The organism is Bradyrhizobium sp. 45, from assembly GCF_023073155.1.
GTDB lineage: Bacteria > Pseudomonadota > Alphaproteobacteria > Rhizobiales > Xanthobacteraceae > Bradyrhizobium > Bradyrhizobium canariense_D.
On the sequence record NZ_JADPIX010000154.1, the window covers coordinates 72,147 to 90,592 of the forward strand.

Consider the following 18,446-nt stretch of genomic DNA (forward strand, 5'->3'; position numbering starts at 1 on the left):
AGCGCCATGACCGAACGTCTCAACGCATTCGCGGTCACGCTCGCCCAGCTCAATCCGACCATGGGCGACATCGAGGGCAATGCCGCGAAAGCGCGCGCGGCGCGCGTGCAGGCAGCCGCCGACGGTGCCGATCTCGTGCTGTTTCCGGAATTGTTCATCGCCGGCTACCCGCCGGAAGATCTCGTGCAGAAGCCTTCCTTTCAGGCCGCCTGCCGCGCTGCGATCGAAGCGCTGGCGCGCGAGACCGCCGATGGCGGGCCGGCGATGCTGATCGGCACGCCCTGGGTCGAGGAGGGCAGGCTCTATAATGCCTGCGCGCTGCTCGATGGCGGCCGTATCGCTGGCCTGCGCTTCAAATGCAATCTACCGAATTACGGCGTGTTCGACGAGAAGCGGCTGTTTTCGCGCGGGCCTGCCGCCGGCCCCGTCACCGTGCGCGGCGTGCGCGTCGGTGTGCCGATCTGCGAGGACATCTGGCTTGAGGAGTCCGAGGACTACGAGAACGTGGTCGAGACGCTGGCCGAGACCGGCGCCGAGATCATCCTCGTGCCGAACGGCTCGCCTTACGCCCGCGACAAGGCCGACGTGCGCTTGTCGGTCGCGGTCGCGCGCGTCACCGAGAGCGGTCTGCCGCTGGTCTATCTCAACCAGGTTTGCGGCCAGGACGAGTTGGTGTTCGACGGCGCCTCCTTTGCGCTCAACGGCGACCTTTCGCTCGCAGCGCAATTGCCGGCGTTCGCGGAGAGCATCACCACACTGCACTTCACGAGAAGCGGCGACGATTGGCGTTGCACCGGGCCGATCGCCGCGCAGCCCGAGGCAGACTACGCCGACTACGCGGCCTGCGTGCTGGGCTTGCGCGACTACGTCGTCAAGAATGGCTTTCCCGGCGTGCTGCTCGGCATTTCCGGCGGCATCGACTCCGCGCTGTGCGCGGCGATCGCGGTCGATGCACTCGGTTCCGATCAGGTGCACGGCGTGATGCTGCCTTATCGCTACACTGCGGCCAGCTCGATTGCGGACGCTGGCGAGCTCGCCGGCCATCTCGGCATCCGCTACGAGGTGCTGCCGATCGCCGAAGCGGTGACCGGGTTCGAGACCATCCTGTCCGGCGTCTTCAAGAATCTGCCGCCCGATGTCACCGAGGAGAATCTCCAGGCCCGCACCCGCGGCACGCTGCTGATGGCGATCTCGAACAAGACCGGCCTGATGGTGGTGACCACAGGCAACAAGTCGGAGATGTCGGTCGGCTACGCCACGCTCTATGGCGACATGAACGGCGGCTTCAATCCGATCAAGGACATCTACAAGACGCAGGTGTTTCGGCTGGCGAGCTTGCGCAACACGTGGAAGCCTGAGGGGGCGCTGGGGCCGGCCGGCGAGGTGATCCCGCCCGACATCATCACGCGTCCACCGACCGCGGAGCTGCGCGAGAACCAGACCGACCAGGATTCGTTGCCGGCTTACGACGTGCTCGATGCCATCCTGGAGCGTCTCATCGAGCGCGAAGAGCCGCTCGATATAATCATCGCCGCGGGCTTTGACCGCGAGACGGTCACCCGCATCGACCATCTCCTCAACGTCGCCGAATACAAGCGCCGCCAGGCCGCGCCCGGCGTCAAGGTCACAGCCAGGAATTTCGGCCGCGACCGCCGCTATCCCATCACCAACCGCTTTCGCGACAAAGGCGAGCAGCTCGCCGCTCCGGATGAGACGCTGGTCTCGCGTGGGAGCAAAGCCTCGATCGACGCGTTTGAGGGGTAGGGGCTGCCAGTTCGGGTAGCTTGGAGATTGCATTCCGCTGTCGTCATCCAATGAGGTGATCCATATCTTCTGGCATCCTGCTTGGGCGATCGAATTCGACCATAGAGCATTCATAGGTGTGCTCCGGAGCTGGTGGTGGGCGAAAGCATGGCAGACGAAATCTCCCTTGACATGGATGATCTCCGAGAGGTTGCAGCCTATGCGGCGGCAAATGCCGCGGACGTGCTGGAAATATTCGAGCGGGCGCATCCAGTGGATTTCCGGCCCCGTGACGCAGTCGAAGCAGCGCGGACCTTCGCGAAGGGAGGCAAGCGGGTAAAGACCCTGCGCGATGCAGCCTGGGCAGCGCTGAAGGCAGCAAACGAATCCAAAGGTGCGGCAGCCAGCCAAGCCGCACGCGCGGCGATGAGTGCCTCATCCGCGGCGTATCTTCATCCCCTGGCTCGATCGACCCAGGTCAGGCACATTCTTGGCGCGGCGGCCCACGCCGCACGGGCCCTCGAACTCGAAACGGCTGCGAATCCCGGTGTCGGTGTAGACTATATTGAGCACGCCGCCCGGCGCGCGACGCCTAGATTTGTTCGTGTCTTGGGGCGCTACCCGACAGCGCCGCTTGGCGGCGGCCGGGTCGGGGAACTCTTGCGCGCAATTGATTGGATGATTCGTGAGGCAAACGGTCTCGCCACCCATTTCGCTGTTATCAGCCGCGAAAGCAGATGATCCAGTACGCTGCGCCGGTCGTCGTGAAAACCAGCTGATGCCAGCGTACAGGATGGCCCCCGCTTTCGCGGGGGCATGACAGCGGAGGACGTGACCTACTTCTGCTGCTGCGGCAAGAAGCTTGGTCCGACCGAACGGATCGGCTTGTTCTCGGACGAGGTCGTAGCGGTGCCGGTATCGGCAGGCGGAGTCGCGACAGGTGCAGCCGCCGTGGTCGGCGTCGCACCCTTCTTGCCATTGGCGGCAGGCGTGCCCTTGTTGAGCTGCCGCTGCTGCATTTTCTTGGCGCTCTCCTCGGTGACGATGATGTCACCTTGCTGTTCGGCCGACGCCTTGTCGTCGGCGGATTTGAGCGCGTCGGCCCAGGTCTGGCCCGCCGCCTTGCAGGAGCAGGACGGGTTGAACTCGCTGCGGAATTTGAACGCGGTCGGCAGCGCCGTGTAAGGCTGGCCGCTGGTGGAGACAGCGGAGTTCATGTCTTCACCGGGATTGCGATGGGTGTAGAGCACGGCCTCGGCGGCCGGGCACAGCGCCTTGCAGGTCTTCTCGTCGTCGGGGAAGCGCGCCGGCACGGTCGCAAACGAGACCGGGAAGTAGGCGCCGTCGCAGGTGCGCACGCACACGGTGCGATAGGTGCCTGATTGCGGGCCGAGATCGGACGGCGGCACGCCTTGCGGATTATTGGGGTTGTTGCCGCCGAACAGATTGCTCAGGAAATTGCCGCCGCCTTGCGACTGCGCCGCATTGGCATATTGCGGGCCGCAATTGTTCTGCGCCAGCGCTGCCAGCACCGAGCGGCGCTGGTTGTCACGCTCGGGGCTGAAGCCGCCGGGGCCGCCGCGCAGGCGTTCGAGATTGCCGGTGATCTGGTCCAGATTGGCGCGCATCTGCTGGATCTGGGTGTTGACCGGACCGCATTGCGCCGACTGGCCGCTGAACAGCGAGAAGAAGCCGGAGGAATCGCAACCCATGCGCTTGGCCTGCATGGTGACACGATCGAGCTCGGCCTGCTGCTTGGTCTGAGATTCCTGATAGCGGCGGATCTGGTCTTCGCGCGCGGGATCACCGCCGCCGCCACGATCGAGACCGGCGAGCTGACCTTCCAGGCGCGCGCACATCGGGTTGGGTCCGAGCCCGTTCTGGCCGGGCTGAGGCGGCGGTCCCGGCGGGCCGGCCTGTGCGAACGCGTTATTGGCGAGCGCAACCGTGCTGAAGAGCACGGCACAGGCAAGGATCGAGCGAGCACGGGAGAGAGACAAAAATTCAGGCATATCCGCCATTCTAGCGAGGTCACGGCCACGCGTGATGTGGGGAGGCCGGAGCGCGCCCTCCCATAGCCGCTTCCTGCGGCATCGTCACGTCGTTTCAGAGGCCAGCGATTGGGCCTAAGGTACGCCAGTTCCGAGCGAATTCAGCGCTGGCAGGTGATTGCGACATATTCGTCGCAATGGCGATGGGAGCAGTTTGCGCCGGATTTGGGGACAGAGCCGGTAATTTCGTCGGGATCGACCCGGCGATAGGCCGAAGCCTGGGCAAAATCGCGTGACTGGCAGTAGGTGCGGGCGACCTGCGCGCCGCATTTGTCGCTCTTGGCCAGGCACTGATCGACGCCGTAGCCGTCCGCCTGGTTTGGGATGATGAAGACGCGGGTCTCCGCGAGAGCGCTGGACGCCGCAAGGATGGAGGCGCAGGACATGAGCGCGAGCAATGATCGCATGAAAACACCGGGGCAAAAAATGTGAACTGCCAGTTCCAGAATGGGCTCAAATGGTTAAGGAGATGAACCATCCGCGCGCGGCGGCTGCGCATTGCGGAGATAAGACGGCGTTTTCGCGGCTCTCTTGACGCGGGGCCGCCTCATAGCCCATATGTTCCGTCATGAACGGTCTCCTCGTCATTTGCGCCATTTGCCGCGAGATTACGAGCTAGCGATTCGCTGGCTGGAGCCGTCTTTTCTCAAAACCATTGAGAGCACTGGACGCCCGGCCAACAGCCGACGGGTATCCTTATGGAATTGCGCCTTTACGATACGCTGAGCCGGGAAAAGCGCACCTTCGTGCCGCTCGATGCCAAGAACGTCCGCATGTATGTCTGCGGACCGACGGTCTATGACTTCGCCCATATCGGCAATGCCCGGCCGGTGATCGTGTTCGACGTGCTGTTTCGGCTGCTGCGCCATCTCTACGGTGAGGCGCACGTCAAATATGTCCGCAACATCACCGACGTGGACGACAAGATCAACGACCGCGCCGCGCGGGATTTCCCCGGCCTGCCGCTGAACGAGGCGATCCGGAAAGTCACCGAGCAAACCGGCAAACAGTTTCACGCTGACGTCGACGCGCTCGGCGCGCTGCGGCCGAGCGTCGAGCCGCGCGCCACCGAGCATATCGGCGAGATGCGCGAGATCATCGAACGGCTGGTTGCCGGCGGCTTTGCCTATGTTGCCGAGGATCACGTGCTGTTCTCGCCGCAGGCGATGAACGCGGCCGATGCCGGGCTGCCGCGCTATGGCGCGCTGTCCAATCGTTCGCTGGACGAGATGGTTGCCGGCGCCCGCGTCGATGTCGCGCCCTACAAGAAAGGCAACACCGACTTCGTGCTGTGGAAGCCGTCCAAGCCCGGCGAGCCGTCATGGCCGTCACCCGCCGGCGTCGCCGCGCAGGGGCGTCCGGGCTGGCATGTCGAGTGCTCGGCCATGGCCTGGAAGCATCTCGGCGAGCACTTCGACATCCATGGCGGCGGCATCGATCTCGTGTTTCCGCATCACGAGAACGAGGTCGCGCAGACCTGCTGCGCCTTCCACCGGGACCGCATGGCGAACTACTGGATGCATAACGGCTTCCTGCAGGTCGAAAGCGAGAAGATGTCGAAGAGCCTCGGCAACTTCGTCACTATTCACGAACTGCTCGCGGACTGGCCGGGCGAAGTGCTGCGCCTGAATATGCTCAAGACGCATTACCGCTCGCCGATCGACTGGACGATGAAGTCGCTGGAGGAGAGCGCCAGGACGCTCGACGATTGGTATCGGGTTGCGGCTGACGTCGCATCCGGCAAGCCCGCCCCCTCAGTGGTCGAGCCGCTGCTCGACGACCTCAACACGCCGCTGGCGATCGCGGCGCTGCATGGGCTGCGCGGCAGCGATGTTGGTGCCCTCGCGGGTTCGTTGCGTCTGCTCGGCTTTCTCTCCGAGAGTGCCGCGCAGTGGGAAGGACGCAAGCAGCAGGCGAGCGGCGTCGATGCCAAGGAAGTCGAGCGCCTGATCTCGGAGCGGACGGCGGCGCGTGCGCGCAAGGACTTTGCGGAGTCCGATCGTATCCGCGATCTGCTTGCCGCGATGGGCGTTGCGATCAAGGATTCCAAGGAAGGGACGACGTGGGAGGTCGCACGATGAAGCGACCCGATACGCCTTTTCCGCGGCACTGGTTCTATTACATCGCGCTGAAAATCCTGCTGCTCGGCGCTGCCGTGGCGCTGGCGCTGAAACTCTATGGGATGTGGTGAAGACGATGGCACAAGCACTCCCAAAGCCTGGCTTGCGGCCCTTCCTGCCGGAGGACGTGCCGGTTCTCGCCGCGATCTTCACCGCCAGCATCGAAGAGCTGACCGGCGAGGACTATAGCGAGGCCCAACAACAGGCCTGGATGGCGTCGGCGGAAGGCGAAGAGTTCGGCAAGGGGCTCGCCTCCGACCTGACGCTGATCGCAACGCTGGAGGGGTCACCGGTGGGTTTTGCCTCGCTGCAGGGCAAGGATCATATCCGCATGCTCTATGTGCATCCGGCCGTGGCCGGGCAGGGCCTCGCGACCATGCTCGTCGATGCGCTGGAAAAGCTTGCGGGCGGCCGCGGCGCCGACAAGCTGACGGTCGATGCCAGCGACAACGCGCAGGGCTTTTTCGCCAAGCGCGGCTATGTCGCCATGCAGCGCAACAGCATCACTGTCAACGACGAATGGCTGGCCAACACCACCATGCAGAAGACGCTCGGCAGTGGACCCGCGTCGGGAGCGCTGCAATGAGCAAGGAGCGCCTCTATCTGTTCGACACCACGCTGCGCGACGGCGCGCAGACCAACGGCGTCGATTTCACGCTGACCGACAAGCAAATCATCGCCCAGATGCTCGATGAACTCGGCATCGACTATGTCGAGGGCGGCTATCCCGGCGCCAATCCGACCGACACCGAGTTCTTCGGCACCAAGCCGAAGTTTTCGCATGCGCGCTTCACCGCCTTCGGCATGACGCGGCGAGCGGGGCGCTCGGTTTCCAACGATCCCGGTGTGGCCGGGCTGCTGGAGGCCAAGGCCGACGTGATCTGCTTCGTGGCGAAGTCGTCGGCCTATCAGGTGCGCGTTGCCCTGGAGACGACGAAGGAGGAGAACCTCGCCTCGATCCGCGACAGCGTCGCAGCAGCCAATGCCGCCGGCCGCGAGGTGATGCTCGACTGCGAGCATTTCTTCGACGGTTACAAGGAGGATTCCGGTTTCGCGCTCGCCTGCGCGAAAGCTGCTTATGAAGCCGGCGCGCGCTGGGTGGTGCTGTGCGACACCAACGGCGGCACCATGCCCAACGAGGTCGAAGCGATCGTCACCGAGGTGACGAAGCACATCCCCGGCGATCATCTCGGCATCCACGCCCATAACGACACCGAGCAGGCGGTGGCGAATTCGCTCGCCGCGGTGCGCGCCGGCGCGCGGCAGATCCAGGGCACGCTGAACGGCCTCGGCGAGCGCTGCGGCAATGCCAATCTCTGCTCGCTGATTCCGACCTTGAAGCTGAAGGCCGAGTTTGCTGACGCCTTCGAGATCGGCGTCACGGCGGAGAAGCTCGCGACCCTGGTCAAGGTGTCGCGCACGCTCGACGATATGCTCAACCGCGTTCCGAACCGGCATGCGGCCTATGTCGGCGAGAGCGCGTTCGTCACCAAGACCGGCATCCATGCCTCTGCCGTGCTGAAGGATCCGCAGACCTACGAGCATGTCTTGCCGGAGCTGGTCGGCAATCATCGCAAGGTGCTGGTGTCCGATCAGGCCGGCCGCTCCAATGTCATTGCCGAGCTCGACCGCGCCGGCATCGCCTATGAGAAGAGCGATCCGAAACTGTCGCGGCTGGTCGAGGAATTGAAGGAGCGCGAGGCGCAGGGCTACGCCTATGAATCCGCCAACGCCTCGTTCGAGCTGCTGGCGCGGCGCACGCTCGGCAAGGTGCCGCACTATTTCGAGGTCGAGCAGTTCGACGTCAATGTCGAGCAGCGTTACAATTCGCATGGCGAACGCGTCACCGTGGCGCTGGCGGTGGTCAAGGTCGACGTCGCCGGCGAGCATCTGATCTCGGCGGCCGAAGGCAACGGTCCCGTCAACGCGCTCGACGTCGCGCTGCGCAAGGATCTCGGCAAGTACCAGAAATATATCGAAGGCCTGACGCTGATCGACTATCGCGTGCGTATCCTCAACGGCGGCACCGGCGCGGTCACGCGCGTCCTGATCGAGAGCGAGGACGAGAACGGCGACAGCTGGACCACGGTCGGGGTGTCCCCCAACATCATCGACGCCTCGTTCCAGGCGCTGATGGATTCGGTGATCTACAAGCTGGTGAAGTCGGGCGCGCCGGCGTAGGGCGGCGGTGCCGCAAACGGGATGACGAGCAGGAGAGGGGGCGCGACCCATGATCGATCACATCTCTGTCGGCGTCAGCGATCTCCAGCGCTCGGCGACATTTTACGAGGCAACACTCGCCGCGCTCGGTCTCGCTCGCCTCGTCACGCGGCCGCGGACGATCGGCTTCGGCAAGGCCTATCCCGAATTCTGGATCAATCTGCGCGAGGGCATGCCGCACGTGCCGCCGGAGAGCGGCGTCCATATCTGCCTGCGGGCAAAGACGACCGTCGAGGTCGATGCATTTCACGCCGCAGCGCTGTCGGCCGGCGGCGCATCCGACGGCGCGCCGGGTATCCGCCCGCACGATCGCGTGCGTTATTACGCAGCCTTCGTTGTCGACCCCGATGGTAACCGGATCGAGGCGGTGACGTTTCCTGCGGACTAGAGCTTGCGCGCCATTTCCGGTGCGAGCTGCTTTTCCGCATCTTCGATCTGCGCTGCAGCCGATTTCAGCTTCGGCAAAATCTCTTCGATCCGATCGGCCTTGAGGATGTCGACCGAAAGGCCGGCGCGGATGAACTCGGTCTGGCGCATGTGCGACAGCAGCGAGAACAGCGGCTCCCAGAAATTATCGATGTTGGCCAGCAGCACCGGCTTGGCGTGACGTCCGAGCTGCTTCCAGGTCAATTGCTCGACCAACTCCTCCAGCGTGCCGACGCCGCCCGGCAGCGCCACGAAGGCGTCGGAGCGTTCGAACATCAGTCGCTTGCGCTCGTGCATGTCGGGGGTGACGATCATCTCCTGCACGCGCGTCAGCGCGTTTTCCCGCATCCGCAGGAAATCGGGGATGATGCCGGTGACAGTGCCGCCGTGATCGAGGACGGAGGTCGCCACCGAGCCCATCAGGCCGAGCGAGCCGCCGCCATAGACGAGGCGGATGTTGTTCTCGGCGAGCGCCTTGCCGAACGCCTTGGCGCCTTCGGTGAAACGGGGATTGGTTCCTGGGCCGGAGCCGCAATAGACACAGACGGTTTTGATCGTGCTCATTGGTGCCATGATGCATTGCAGCGAAGGGGCGTCAAGCCCAATCGGTGATTCGGGGCTTCCGGAAATCTACCGGTAAACCACGACGAACAATCCAAGATTCGCCATCTGGCGGGGTGCATGGGCATCGGTAAGGCTCTATATGACAAACGAAAATCCTTAATGGCAACGCAGCCCGCATTCGACGGGCTTTTCAGGCTTCTTGATGGACCAAGCTCAATCGCCCGCAGGCGCCAACGTTCCTGATCCCGCCGGGGGGCCGCTGGAGCGGGCCACGCTGATGGGCACGCTGGCGCATCTGTGGCCCTATATCTGGCCGGGCGACCGTTTCGACCTGAAGATGCGCGTGGTCTGGTCGATGGTGCTGCTGCTCGCCGCCAAGCTGATCACGCTGACGGTTCCTTTCAGCTTCAAATGGGCGACCGACGCGCTGACCGGCGCCAACAGTGCGCCAGTTCAGGCCGACAATTGGCACCTCTGGGTGATCGCCTCGCCGCTGCTGCTGACCGCCAGCTACGGCGTGATGCGCATCGTGATGGCGGTGCTGACGCAATGGCGCGACGGCATTTTCGCGCGCGTTGCCATGCACGCGGTGCGCAAGCTCGCCACCATCACTTTCATCCACATGCACGAGTTGTCACTGCGCTTCCACCTGGAGCGCAAGACCGGCGGCCTGACGCGCGTGCTCGAGCGCGGCCGCGAGGGCATCGAGGTCATCGTGCGCATGGTGATCCTGCAGCTGATCCCGACCATCGTCGAGGTCTCGCTGCTGATGGCCGTGCTGCTGTGGCAGTTCGATTGGCGCTACGTGCTTGCGACCCTCGTCACTGTCGCGGTCTACATGTACTACACCTACATCGCGACCGAGTGGCGGATCGGCATCCGCCGCAAGATGAACGATGCCGACACCGAGGCGAACACCAAGGCGATCGACTCGCTGCTCAACTACGAGACCGTCAAATATTTCAGCGCCGAGGCCCGTGAGTCACAGCGCTACGACCGGTCGGTCGCGCGTTACGAGGAGTCGAGCGTCCAGGCCTATACTTCGCTGGCCGTGCTCAACACCGGGCAGGCCGTGATCTTCACGCTGGGGCTGACCGCGACCATGCTGATGTGCGCGATCGGCGTGCGCAACGGCACCAACACGGTCGGCGATTTCGTGCTGGTCAACGCGATGATGATCCAGCTCTACCAGCCCTTGAACTTCATGGGCATGGTCTATCGCGAGATCAAGCAGGCGATCATCGACATCGAGAAGATGTTCAACGTGCTGGGGCGCGAGGCTGAGATCAAGGATGCGCCGGGCGCGAAGCCACTGGTGGTCTCCGCGGGCAATGTGCGTTTCGAGGATGTGCGCTTTGCCTATGAGCCGTCCCGTCCGATCCTCAAGGGCATCAGCTTCGAGGTGCCGGCCGGCAAGACGGTCGCGATCGTCGGCCCGTCAGGTGCGGGCAAGTCGACCATCTCGCGGCTTCTGTTTCGCCTCTACGACATCTCGGGCGGCAAGATCCTGATCGACGGCCAGGACATTCGCGAAGTCACGCAGGCGAGCTTGCGCGCGTCCATCGGCATGGTGCCGCAGGACACCGTGCTGTTCAACGACACCATCCGCTACAACATCCGCTACGGGCGTTGGGACGCCAGCGATGCCGAGGTCGAGCAGGCAGCGCAGCTGGCGCAGATCGATCATTTCATCCGCATGGCGCCGAAAGGCTACGAGACCCAGGTCGGCGAGCGCGGCCTGAAACTGTCCGGCGGCGAAAAACAACGGGTTGCGATCGCGCGCACCGTGTTGAAGGCGCCGCCGATCCTGGTGCTGGACGAGGCGACCTCCGCGCTTGACACCCACACTGAGCACGAAATCCAGGGTGCGCTCGAGCGCGTGGCGAAGAACCGCACTTCGCTGGTGATCGCCCATCGGCTCTCGACCATCGTCGGCGCCGACGAGATCATCGTGCTGGACCAGGGCCGCATCGCCGAGCGCGGCACCCACGCGAAACTGCTTGGGGAGGGGGGACTTTACGCCAGCATGTGGAACAGGCAGCGCGAGGCCGAGGCGGCGCGCGAGAAACTGGCGAGGATGGCCGATTCCGGCGAGGCGCCCAACCGGGAGCCACCGCCGGTCGCCGATGTCCTGACGGCGCCTGCGGCGGCGGAGTGACCTTGTCTCCGGTCCCAACTCTGGCCTAAACAACACCACCGCGCGGGACGACCTGCGCCATCAACCCTGAGCGGCAGATAGCGATGTCCATTCTCGATTCGATCCAGCGTCAGATCCCGCCGATCCACAAGGAGGGATATCCCTTCATCGGGGGCTTTGCGCTGGCAAGCCTCCTCCTGTTCTGGCTGTGGTCGCCTTTGGGGTGGATCGGCACCATCCTGACCGTGTGGTGCGCGCTGTTCTTCCGCGACCCCGTGCGCGTGACCCCAGTGCGCGAGGGGCTCGTGGTGTCGCCCGCCGACGGCCGCGTCTCCATGATCACTATGGCGCTGCCGCCGGCCGAGCTCGGGCTCGGCGATCGGCCGCTGCCGCGCGTCTCGGTGTTCATGAGTGTGTTCAACTGCCATGTGAACCGCAGCCCGATCGCGGGCCGGGTGGACCGTATCGCCTACCGGCCCGGCCTGTTCATCAATGCCGAGCTGGACAAGGCGAGCGAGGACAATGAGCGCAACTCGCTGGTGATCACGACGCCGACGGCGCGGATCGGCGTGATCCAGATCGCGGGTCTGGTCGCCAAGCGCATCGTCTGCTTCGTCAAAGAGGGGCAGGCAATCGGCGCCGGTGAGCGCTTCGGTCTGATCCGATTCGGCTCGCGGCTCGACGTCTATCTGCCGCTGGGCACGAAGGCGCTGGTCTCGGAAGGCCAGACCGCGATCGCCGGCGAGACGATTCTGGCGGATCTTGCCGGAGACGACCCGAGCCGCGCCTACCGTGCCAATTAACCAATAAGTCGGTCCTGAGGGGCCTTCCGCCGCAATGGCGGAGGGGAACGCGGCTTGCTATATCTCGCCCCAAGGTGAGGACGAGCCATGACGCCTTATGACTTCAAAGATCCTGATGTGCGCCGCCGGCGGTTCCGCCCGATCCCGGTGCGCATGCTGGTGCCCAACGTCATCACGCTGCTGGCGATCTGCGCCGGCCTGACCTCGATCCGGCTCTCGATCGAGGGGCGGATGTCGCTCGCGGTCTACGCCATCGTGTTCGCGGCGGCACTCGACGGCATCGACGGACGCATCGCGCGCATGATCAAGGGGCAGTCCAAGTTCGGCGCCGAGCTCGACAGCCTCGCCGACTTCGTCAATTTCGGCGTGGCGCCCGGCCTGATGCTGTATTTCTGGCAGCTGCACGAGCTCGGCAATGCCGGCTGGATCGCCGCCATGGTGTTTGCGATCTCCGGTGGCCTCCGCCTGGCGCGCTTTAATGCCACCATGGACGATCCCAACAAGCCGGCCTTTGCCGCCAACTTCTTCACCGGCGTGCCGGCGCCGGCCGGCGCGATCACGGTGCTGCTGCCGATCTATGTCGCGTTCCTCGATCTCGGCCGGCTGCCTGCGGCGGTGACGGCTGCGTATACGCTGCTGATCGCCTTCCTGATGGTGTCGCGCCTGCCGGTGTTCTCCGGCAAGACCAAGCGCATGCGCGTGCCGCCCGAGCTGGTGCTGCCGGCGTTCGTCGCGGTGGTCGTGTTCATCGCGATCCTGATCGCCTATCCCTGGCACGTGCTGTCCATCGGAACGGTGCTGTATCTGCTCGCTTTGCCGCTCGGCTACAAATCCTATCGCGACCAGGCGCGCGCGATGGAAGCCACCGCGCCGGCTGGAGGCGAGGTCTCCTCGCCGCCGTCGGCGCCGACGCTGGCAAACCTGTCGGAGCCGCCGCGCGAAGACGACCGGCCCGACCGGCTGCACTGAACGGCAAGCGCCAAGCAGCCAAGGCACTGAACAGCGAGACTTGGATATCTGCCATGAGGCGCCCTGAGTTGGGTTGAGGCCCGATCTCGGCTATATCGCCCGGTGCAGGCGGCACCGCACCAACAGCGGCCGCCAATCTGGGAGAGAACGCTGTGACGAATACTGCGACCGGGCCGCTGCCCGCTTCCGTCCTCGAAGCGCTGGGCCGCTATGACACGCCGACGATCTGCAATGCCATGGAGATCGTGGCGCCCGAGCGCCGGCTGATCGGCTACACCACCAAACCACTGGTCTGCCCATTTCCCGATCTGCCCCCGATCGTCGGCTATGCCCGCACGGTCGCGATCCGCTCGGTGCTGAAAAATTCACTACCGCCGGAAGAGCAGTCCAAGCGCCGCATCGCATATTACGAATATGTCGGTACCGGCCACGGTCCGCGCATCTCGGTGATCCAGGACATCGACGGTCCCGACGTCGGCTACGGTGCGTTTTGGGGCGAGGTGCAGAGCAACGTGCACAAGGCGCTCGGCTGCCTCGGCGTCATCACCGACGGTTCGATCCGCGACATTCCGCAATGGGCGCCGGGCTTCCAGGCACTGGCCGGCTCGATCGGCCCGTCGCATGCCTGGGTGCACGCCGAGAGCTTTGGCGGCGAAGTGCGCGTCGCCGGCATGACCGTGAAGTCGGACGATCTGATCCATGCCGACCAGCACGGCGCCGTCGTAATTCCGCACGATATTGCCGCAAAGCTGCCCGAGGCCGCCGAACTCTGTGGCCGCCGCGAGACGCCGATCCTCGAGATCGCCCGCAGCCCCGACTTCTCGTTGGAGAAGTTGAAGGCTGCGCTGAAGCGCTCGGCGGAGATTCACTAACGGCGGGACCGCGATGATCTACGGTTGCGACGCCGCTCGCAGGCTGCCCTGTTCCGTCAGGAACAAGGCGGCCTGATCCGGCTCGCCGAGCACCGCGGCAGCGCATCCGATCAAGGTGAAGCCGCCGGCAAAATCCCACAGGGTGATATCTTCCGCATTGTCCGGCATGTGGATCAGGTGCGCTGCGATCCCGGCGAGGGCCGCCTCGGCAAAGAGCAGCACGCTGAACGCCGGCAGGACGAGCCCGGGTTCGAGCATGTGGAGCGCCAGCACTGCGGGAAGCGCGGTGAGAAGACTGAACAGCGTCACCATTGCGATGCCTTCCGCCATGAGGTGCCGGCCGGGTCCAGAATACCAATTGATCGGTCGCCCCCGATGTGGCGCAGGGCCGCAGCCGAAGGGATCGCGTGCACGGGTGACGGGTGCGCGCGACACCGTATGGTTAGCAAAATGTTGAGATCCGTGTCGGCAGTCGGCAAAAAGCCGGCGCCTTTCAGCGCGCTGCGGCCGCCAGGCGCGCCGGCTCAACTTAACCTTTACGCGTCTTTAATCGCGGCTCACTAGGGTTTCCGATGCGGTTCGGGGTTGGGCCGCGCCATCGGCCAGGACGGCCGTTGTTGCGTTCGCGTTGGAGTCTCCCATGGATATCATGACGAGCATCGGGCTCGTGGCGGGCATTGTCGTCATCGCGACGATGATGCTGCTGGGCGGCGATCTCCACATGTTCGTTTCCGAGCATGCGATGATCATCATCTTCGGCGGCTCGACGGCCGCGACCATGATCCGCTTTCCGCTCTCGACGCTGATCCACGGCCTACCGCTCGGCGCCAAGTTTGCCTTCACTATGAGCCGTCTGTCGGCGCACGATCTGGTCGACGAACTCGCCCGCATCGCCGAGATCGCCCGCAAGCAAGGGCCGGTGGGTTTGGAAAAGGTCGAGACCGACGAGCCGTTCCTCGCCAAGGGCATCCGCTACGTCGCCGACGGTTACGACCTGGACTTCATTCGCGACAATCTCGAGCGCGACCGCGATAATTTTTTGATGCATCTGGATGAAGGCAGCAAGATCTACCGCGCCATCGGCGACTGCGCCCCGGCCTTCGGCATGGTCGGCACGCTGATCGGCATGGTGCAGATGTTCGCCAACATGACCGACCCGTCAAAGCTCGGCCCGTTCATGGCGACCGCGCTGCTCGCGACTCTCTACGGCGCGCTGGTCGCCAACCTGTTTTGTACCCCGATCGCCGACAAGCTGCATGGAAAGCTCCTGGACGAAGAGACCAACCGCACGCTGATCATCGACGGCATCCTGATGATCCGCGACTCCAAGAGCCCCACGCTGGTCCGCGAAATGCTGCTGGCCTATCTGCCCGAGAAGCACCGCCACGCTGAAGGCGAGCCGGTGCCGGCCTGAGGCCGCGCGCCGGGATTTGAGATATGGCCAAGAAGAAGCGCGGCGATTCACACGGAGGCGGTCACGGCTGGTTCGTGACCTTCGCCGATCTGATGGGCCTGATGATGAGCTTCTTCGTGATGCTCGTCGCGTTCTCGACCCAGGATGCCAACAAGCTGAAGGTCGTCGCAGGCTCCATGCGCGACGCCTTCGGTGTCCAGACCGAAGCGCGCTATTCCGGCATCGTCGAGTCCGACGGGCTGCCGACCCGCCCTCGGCTGAAGAACGTCGATCACATTCAGCCCGAGGACTCCTCCAACACGCCGACGCCGGACCAGGAGGATCGTGACCGCACGTCGGGCGCCAAGATCAAGGTCGACCGCAATTTTGCGCTGGCGGCGGCCTCGCTGCGCCAAGCGTTGCAGGACATGCCGGAATTGACCGAGATGTCGAAGCACATCATGTTCGAGGAGACCAAGCAGGGCCTCAACCTCGAGATCGTGGACCAGGACGGTCGCTCGATGTTCGCCGACGGCTCCAAAGTCCCCTATGACCGCACCCGCCGCCTGATCGAGAAGCTCGCTGTCCCGCTCAAGGCGACGCCGCTGCGCGTCTCCATCGCCGGCCACACCGCGGCTGGATTCGTGCCGACCCGCAGCGACTACGGCGCCTTCGATCTGTCGGCCGACCGCGCCAATGCCGTGCGTCAGATCCTCGAACGCGAGGGCCTGCCGGCCGCCCATGTCTTCGCCGTCGCCGGCAAGGCGGATACCCAGCCGCTGTTTCCGGACGATCCCTCGCTCGCGGCCAACCGGCGGGTGACCATCACCCTGATGCGCGAAGATCCGCCGCTGCCGCCGAATCTGAAGCCGTAGGGCGCATTCGAGCGAAGTGGACCCTGTTTCGCGCGAAGAAGCGCGACAAAACAAGGATGTAGAGCCAATTCCCCTTCAATCGGGGACTGAAAGGCTCAGGGCTCTTGTGCCACCATCTTACCTGAGGCATGTCGTCGCGTGGGCAACGACCGTTGCTGCGCCGTCACAGCATCTGGCCCGGTGCCTGCTATGGTGATGTGCCGATTGACAGGGGCGCCGGAACCGTCAAAAGGCGCCGGATCAATTCTCGGGCAGAAGCGTTCCAGTTTCATATGACGGCGAGCATCACATCGACCGAAGCTCCGGACGGGCCGGTCACCTCGGGTTTCTGGGGCCTGACGCTCGGGAGCATCGGCGTCGTCTTCGGCGACATCGGCACGTCGCCGCTCTACGCATTCCACGAGGCCGTCAGGGGCGCGGCCCATGGCCAGCCGGTCTCGCGGGTCATGGTGCTCGGCGTGCTCTCGCTGATCCTTTGGGCGCTGCTGATCGTCGTCACCGCCAAATACGTGCTGCTGCTGCTGCGCGCCGACAACAACGGGGAGGGCGGCACGCTTTCCCTCATGGCGCTCGGCCAGCGCGCGCTCGGGCAGCGGAGCTGGTTCCTGATGGCGCTCGGCGTCGTCGGCGCCTCCATGTTTATCGGCGATTCCATGATCACGCCGGCGATCTCGGTGTTGTCGGCGGTCGAGGGTCTGAAGCTCGCAACGCCCGCCTTCGAGCACTATGTCGTTCCCCTGACCGTTCTCATCCTGACGCTGCTGTTCGCGGTCCAGAGCAAGGGGACGGCACTGGTCGCCTCAGCCTTCGGGCCGGTGATGGTCGTCTGGTTCACCGTTCTTGCCGTGCTGGGTGCCGTTCACATCGCCGACGATCCGTCGGTGCTGGCAGCGATCAATCCCTATTACGCCCTGCAATTCCTGCTGTCGCACGGCACGATCGGCCTGGTGACACTGGGCGCGGTGTTCCTCGCGGTGACCGGCGGCGAGGCGCTCTACGCAGACCTCGGCCATTTCGGCCGCAAGCCGATCCAGTCGGCCTGGATGTTCTTCGTGCTGCCTGCGCTCCTGATCAACTATTTCGGGCAGGGCGCACTGGTGCTGTCGGATCCCAGCGCGATCGAACACTCCTTCTATCGCATGGTGCCCGAGCATTTCGTGCTGCCGCTGGTCGGACTTGCGACCGCGGCGACCGTGATCGCGAGCCAGGCGGTAATCACGGGGGCCTATTCCCTGGTCTATCAGGCAGTGCAGCTCGGCCTCCTGCCGCGCTTCGAGGTGCGCTTCACCTCGGAAACTCATGCCGGCCAGATCTATCTGCCGCGTGTAAACCGGCTGCTGCTGATCGGTGTGATGCTGCTGGTGCTGTTGTTCCACACCCCCAGCAATCTGGCTTCGGCCTACGGTATTGCGGTCTCCACCACCATGGTTGCTGACGGCATCATGGGCTTCATCGTGATCTGGAAATTGTGGAACTGGCGCGCGGCGACGGCCGCAGCGGTGATCCTGCCCTTCGTCGTGGTCGACATCAGCTTCTTCAGCGCGAATCTTCTGAAGCTGCTCGAAGGCGCCTGGGTGCCGCTGCTGTTCGGCGTGATCATGGCCGGGACAATCTGGACCTGGCGGCGAGGGTCCGGGATCCTGATCCAGAAAACGCGCCGCATCGAGGTGCCGCTGGACGATCTGATCCGGAGCCTGGAAAAGCGGCCGCCGCACATCGTCAAGGGCACCGCGGTGTTCCTGACCAGCGATCCCTCCTTCGTGCCGACCGCGCTGCTGCACAATCTCAAGCACAACAAGGTGCTACACGAGCACAACGTGGTCCTGACCATCGAGACCGCGCATACGCCGCGGGTCGATCTGTCGGAGCGGTTCCGGATGGAGAGGATCAGCGACAAGTTCTTCAAGGTCCGCCTGCGCTTCGGCTACATGGAGCAGCCGAACGTGCCCAAGGCACTCGCGATCGCGCGCAAGCAGGGCTGGCAATTCGACATCATGTCGACCTCATTCTTCGTGTCGCGGCGCTCGCTGAAGGCGTCGGCGCAGTCCGGCATGCCGCTTTGGCAGGACCATTTGTTCATCGCGCTGAGCCGGTCCGCCAACGACGCCACCGACTATTTCCAGATTCCCACCGGACGCGTGGTTGAAGTCGGAACCCAGGTCACCATCTAAACGGCGGCCGGCCAAGCCATGCAAATGTGCATGGCTAAGGTCCAAAATCTGGCTAGGCTATGCCGGCAGCGCAGGCCTATAAGCCCCGCGCCCTTCTGCCGT

General features: G+C 64.4%; 17 protein-coding genes. 13 read left to right on the plus strand and 4 right to left on the minus strand.

Annotated elements, in window-relative coordinates; genetic code table 11:
* Positions 1-6: 6 nt before the first annotated feature.
* Together IVB42_RS37405 and IVB42_RS37410 are read left to right on the plus strand one after the other, a co-directional pair.
* Positions 7-1,764 carry an NAD+ synthase gene (locus tag IVB42_RS37405; protein ID WP_247398327.1) on the plus strand — a complete coding sequence of 586 codons (1,758 nt, stop codon included), beginning with the start codon at positions 7-9 and terminating at the stop codon, positions 1,762-1,764.
* 147 nt (positions 1,765-1,911) lie between these two features.
* Positions 1,912-2,484, plus strand: coding sequence for a putative immunity protein (locus IVB42_RS37410; protein ID WP_204510900.1), 573 nt, complete (start codon positions 1,912-1,914; stop codon positions 2,482-2,484).
* A gap of 95 nt (positions 2,485-2,579) precedes the next feature.
* On the opposite strand, the gene IVB42_RS37415 is transcribed toward IVB42_RS37410, so the two are convergent.
* Entirely contained in the window at positions 2,580-3,764 is a 1,185-nt protein-coding gene (locus tag IVB42_RS37415; protein ID WP_247398324.1) for a DUF2865 domain-containing protein, read from the minus strand.
* A 131-nt stretch (positions 3,765-3,895) separates the two neighbouring features.
* The gene (locus IVB42_RS37420) at positions 3,896-4,201 is read right to left on the minus strand and encodes a hypothetical protein (protein ID WP_247472073.1); all 306 of its coding nucleotides are present in this window, start codon (positions 4,199-4,201) and stop codon (positions 3,896-3,898) included.
* A 291-nt stretch (positions 4,202-4,492) separates the two neighbouring features.
* On the opposite strand from IVB42_RS37420, the gene cysS reads away from it, so the two are divergent.
* The 4 genes from cysS to IVB42_RS37440 all read left to right on the plus strand — a co-directional run bounded on the left by cysS (position 4,493) and on the right by IVB42_RS37440 (position 8,522).
* Complete coding sequence (gene cysS, locus IVB42_RS37425; RefSeq protein ID WP_085395862.1) at positions 4,493-5,875, plus strand: cysteine--tRNA ligase; 1,383 nt, start codon at positions 4,493-4,495, stop codon at positions 5,873-5,875.
* A 115-nt stretch (positions 5,876-5,990) separates the two neighbouring features.
* Positions 5,991-6,500, plus strand: a complete 510-nt coding sequence (locus tag IVB42_RS37430; protein WP_247398321.1) for a GNAT family N-acetyltransferase — start codon at positions 5,991-5,993, stop codon at positions 6,498-6,500.
* On the plus strand, positions 6,497-8,095 hold the full coding sequence (cimA, locus tag IVB42_RS37435; RefSeq protein WP_247398317.1) for a citramalate synthase: 1,599 nt from the start codon (positions 6,497-6,499) through the stop codon (positions 8,093-8,095). The genes IVB42_RS37430 and cimA overlap by 4 nt, the downstream gene beginning before the upstream one ends.
* A 49-nt stretch (positions 8,096-8,144) precedes the next feature.
* On the plus strand, positions 8,145-8,522 hold the full coding sequence (locus IVB42_RS37440) for a VOC family protein (protein WP_018459348.1): 378 nt from the start codon (positions 8,145-8,147) through the stop codon (positions 8,520-8,522).
* Here IVB42_RS37440 and IVB42_RS37445 read toward each other — a convergent pair.
* Entirely contained in the window at positions 8,519-9,124 is a 606-nt protein-coding gene (locus tag IVB42_RS37445) for a TIGR00730 family Rossman fold protein (RefSeq protein ID WP_018459347.1), read from the minus strand. The two genes, IVB42_RS37440 and IVB42_RS37445, sit on opposite strands and share 4 nt — an antisense overlap.
* Positions 9,125-9,326: 202 nt before the next feature.
* Between IVB42_RS37445 and IVB42_RS37450 the strand changes: the two genes are divergently transcribed.
* The 4 genes from IVB42_RS37450 (at position 9,327) to IVB42_RS37465 (ending at position 13,905) form a co-directional block, all read left to right on the plus strand.
* Complete coding sequence (locus tag IVB42_RS37450) at positions 9,327-11,282, plus strand: ABC transporter ATP-binding protein/permease (RefSeq protein WP_018459346.1); 1,956 nt, start codon at positions 9,327-9,329, stop codon at positions 11,280-11,282.
* A gap of 77 nt (positions 11,283-11,359) precedes the next feature.
* Complete coding sequence (locus IVB42_RS37455; RefSeq protein WP_256374445.1) at positions 11,360-12,064, plus strand: phosphatidylserine decarboxylase; 705 nt, start codon at positions 11,360-11,362, stop codon at positions 12,062-12,064.
* An 87-nt stretch (positions 12,065-12,151) separates the two neighbouring features.
* Positions 12,152-13,033 (plus strand): phosphatidylcholine/phosphatidylserine synthase, encoded by an 882-nt coding sequence (locus IVB42_RS37460; protein WP_018459344.1) that lies wholly within the window; start codon positions 12,152-12,154, stop codon positions 13,031-13,033.
* Between the two features lie 152 nt (positions 13,034-13,185).
* Positions 13,186-13,905 (plus strand): RraA family protein, encoded by a 720-nt coding sequence (locus IVB42_RS37465; protein WP_018459343.1) that lies wholly within the window; start codon positions 13,186-13,188, stop codon positions 13,903-13,905.
* An 18-nt stretch (positions 13,906-13,923) separates the two neighbouring features.
* On the opposite strand, the gene IVB42_RS37470 is transcribed toward IVB42_RS37465, so the two are convergent.
* A complete protein-coding gene (locus IVB42_RS37470; RefSeq protein WP_085353034.1) occupies positions 13,924-14,217 on the minus strand; it encodes a hypothetical protein in 294 nt (97 codons plus the stop codon).
* Positions 14,218-14,545: 328 nt separating this feature from the next.
* Here IVB42_RS37470 and IVB42_RS37475 point away from each other — a divergent pair, with 328 nt between their 5' ends.
* The 3 genes from IVB42_RS37475 (at position 14,546) to IVB42_RS37485 (ending at position 18,344) form a co-directional block, all read left to right on the plus strand.
* Positions 14,546-15,319 (plus strand): MotA/TolQ/ExbB proton channel family protein, encoded by a 774-nt coding sequence (locus IVB42_RS37475; RefSeq protein WP_018459340.1) that lies wholly within the window; start codon positions 14,546-14,548, stop codon positions 15,317-15,319.
* Between the two features lie 23 nt (positions 15,320-15,342).
* The gene (locus IVB42_RS37480; RefSeq protein WP_007592497.1) at positions 15,343-16,173 is read left to right on the plus strand and encodes a flagellar motor protein MotB; all 831 of its coding nucleotides are present in this window, start codon (positions 15,343-15,345) and stop codon (positions 16,171-16,173) included.
* 272 nt (positions 16,174-16,445) lie between these two features.
* Positions 16,446-18,344 carry a potassium transporter Kup gene (locus tag IVB42_RS37485; protein WP_247398314.1) on the plus strand — a complete coding sequence of 633 codons (1,899 nt, stop codon included), beginning with the start codon at positions 16,446-16,448 and terminating at the stop codon, positions 18,342-18,344.
* Positions 18,345-18,446 lie beyond the last annotated feature (102 nt).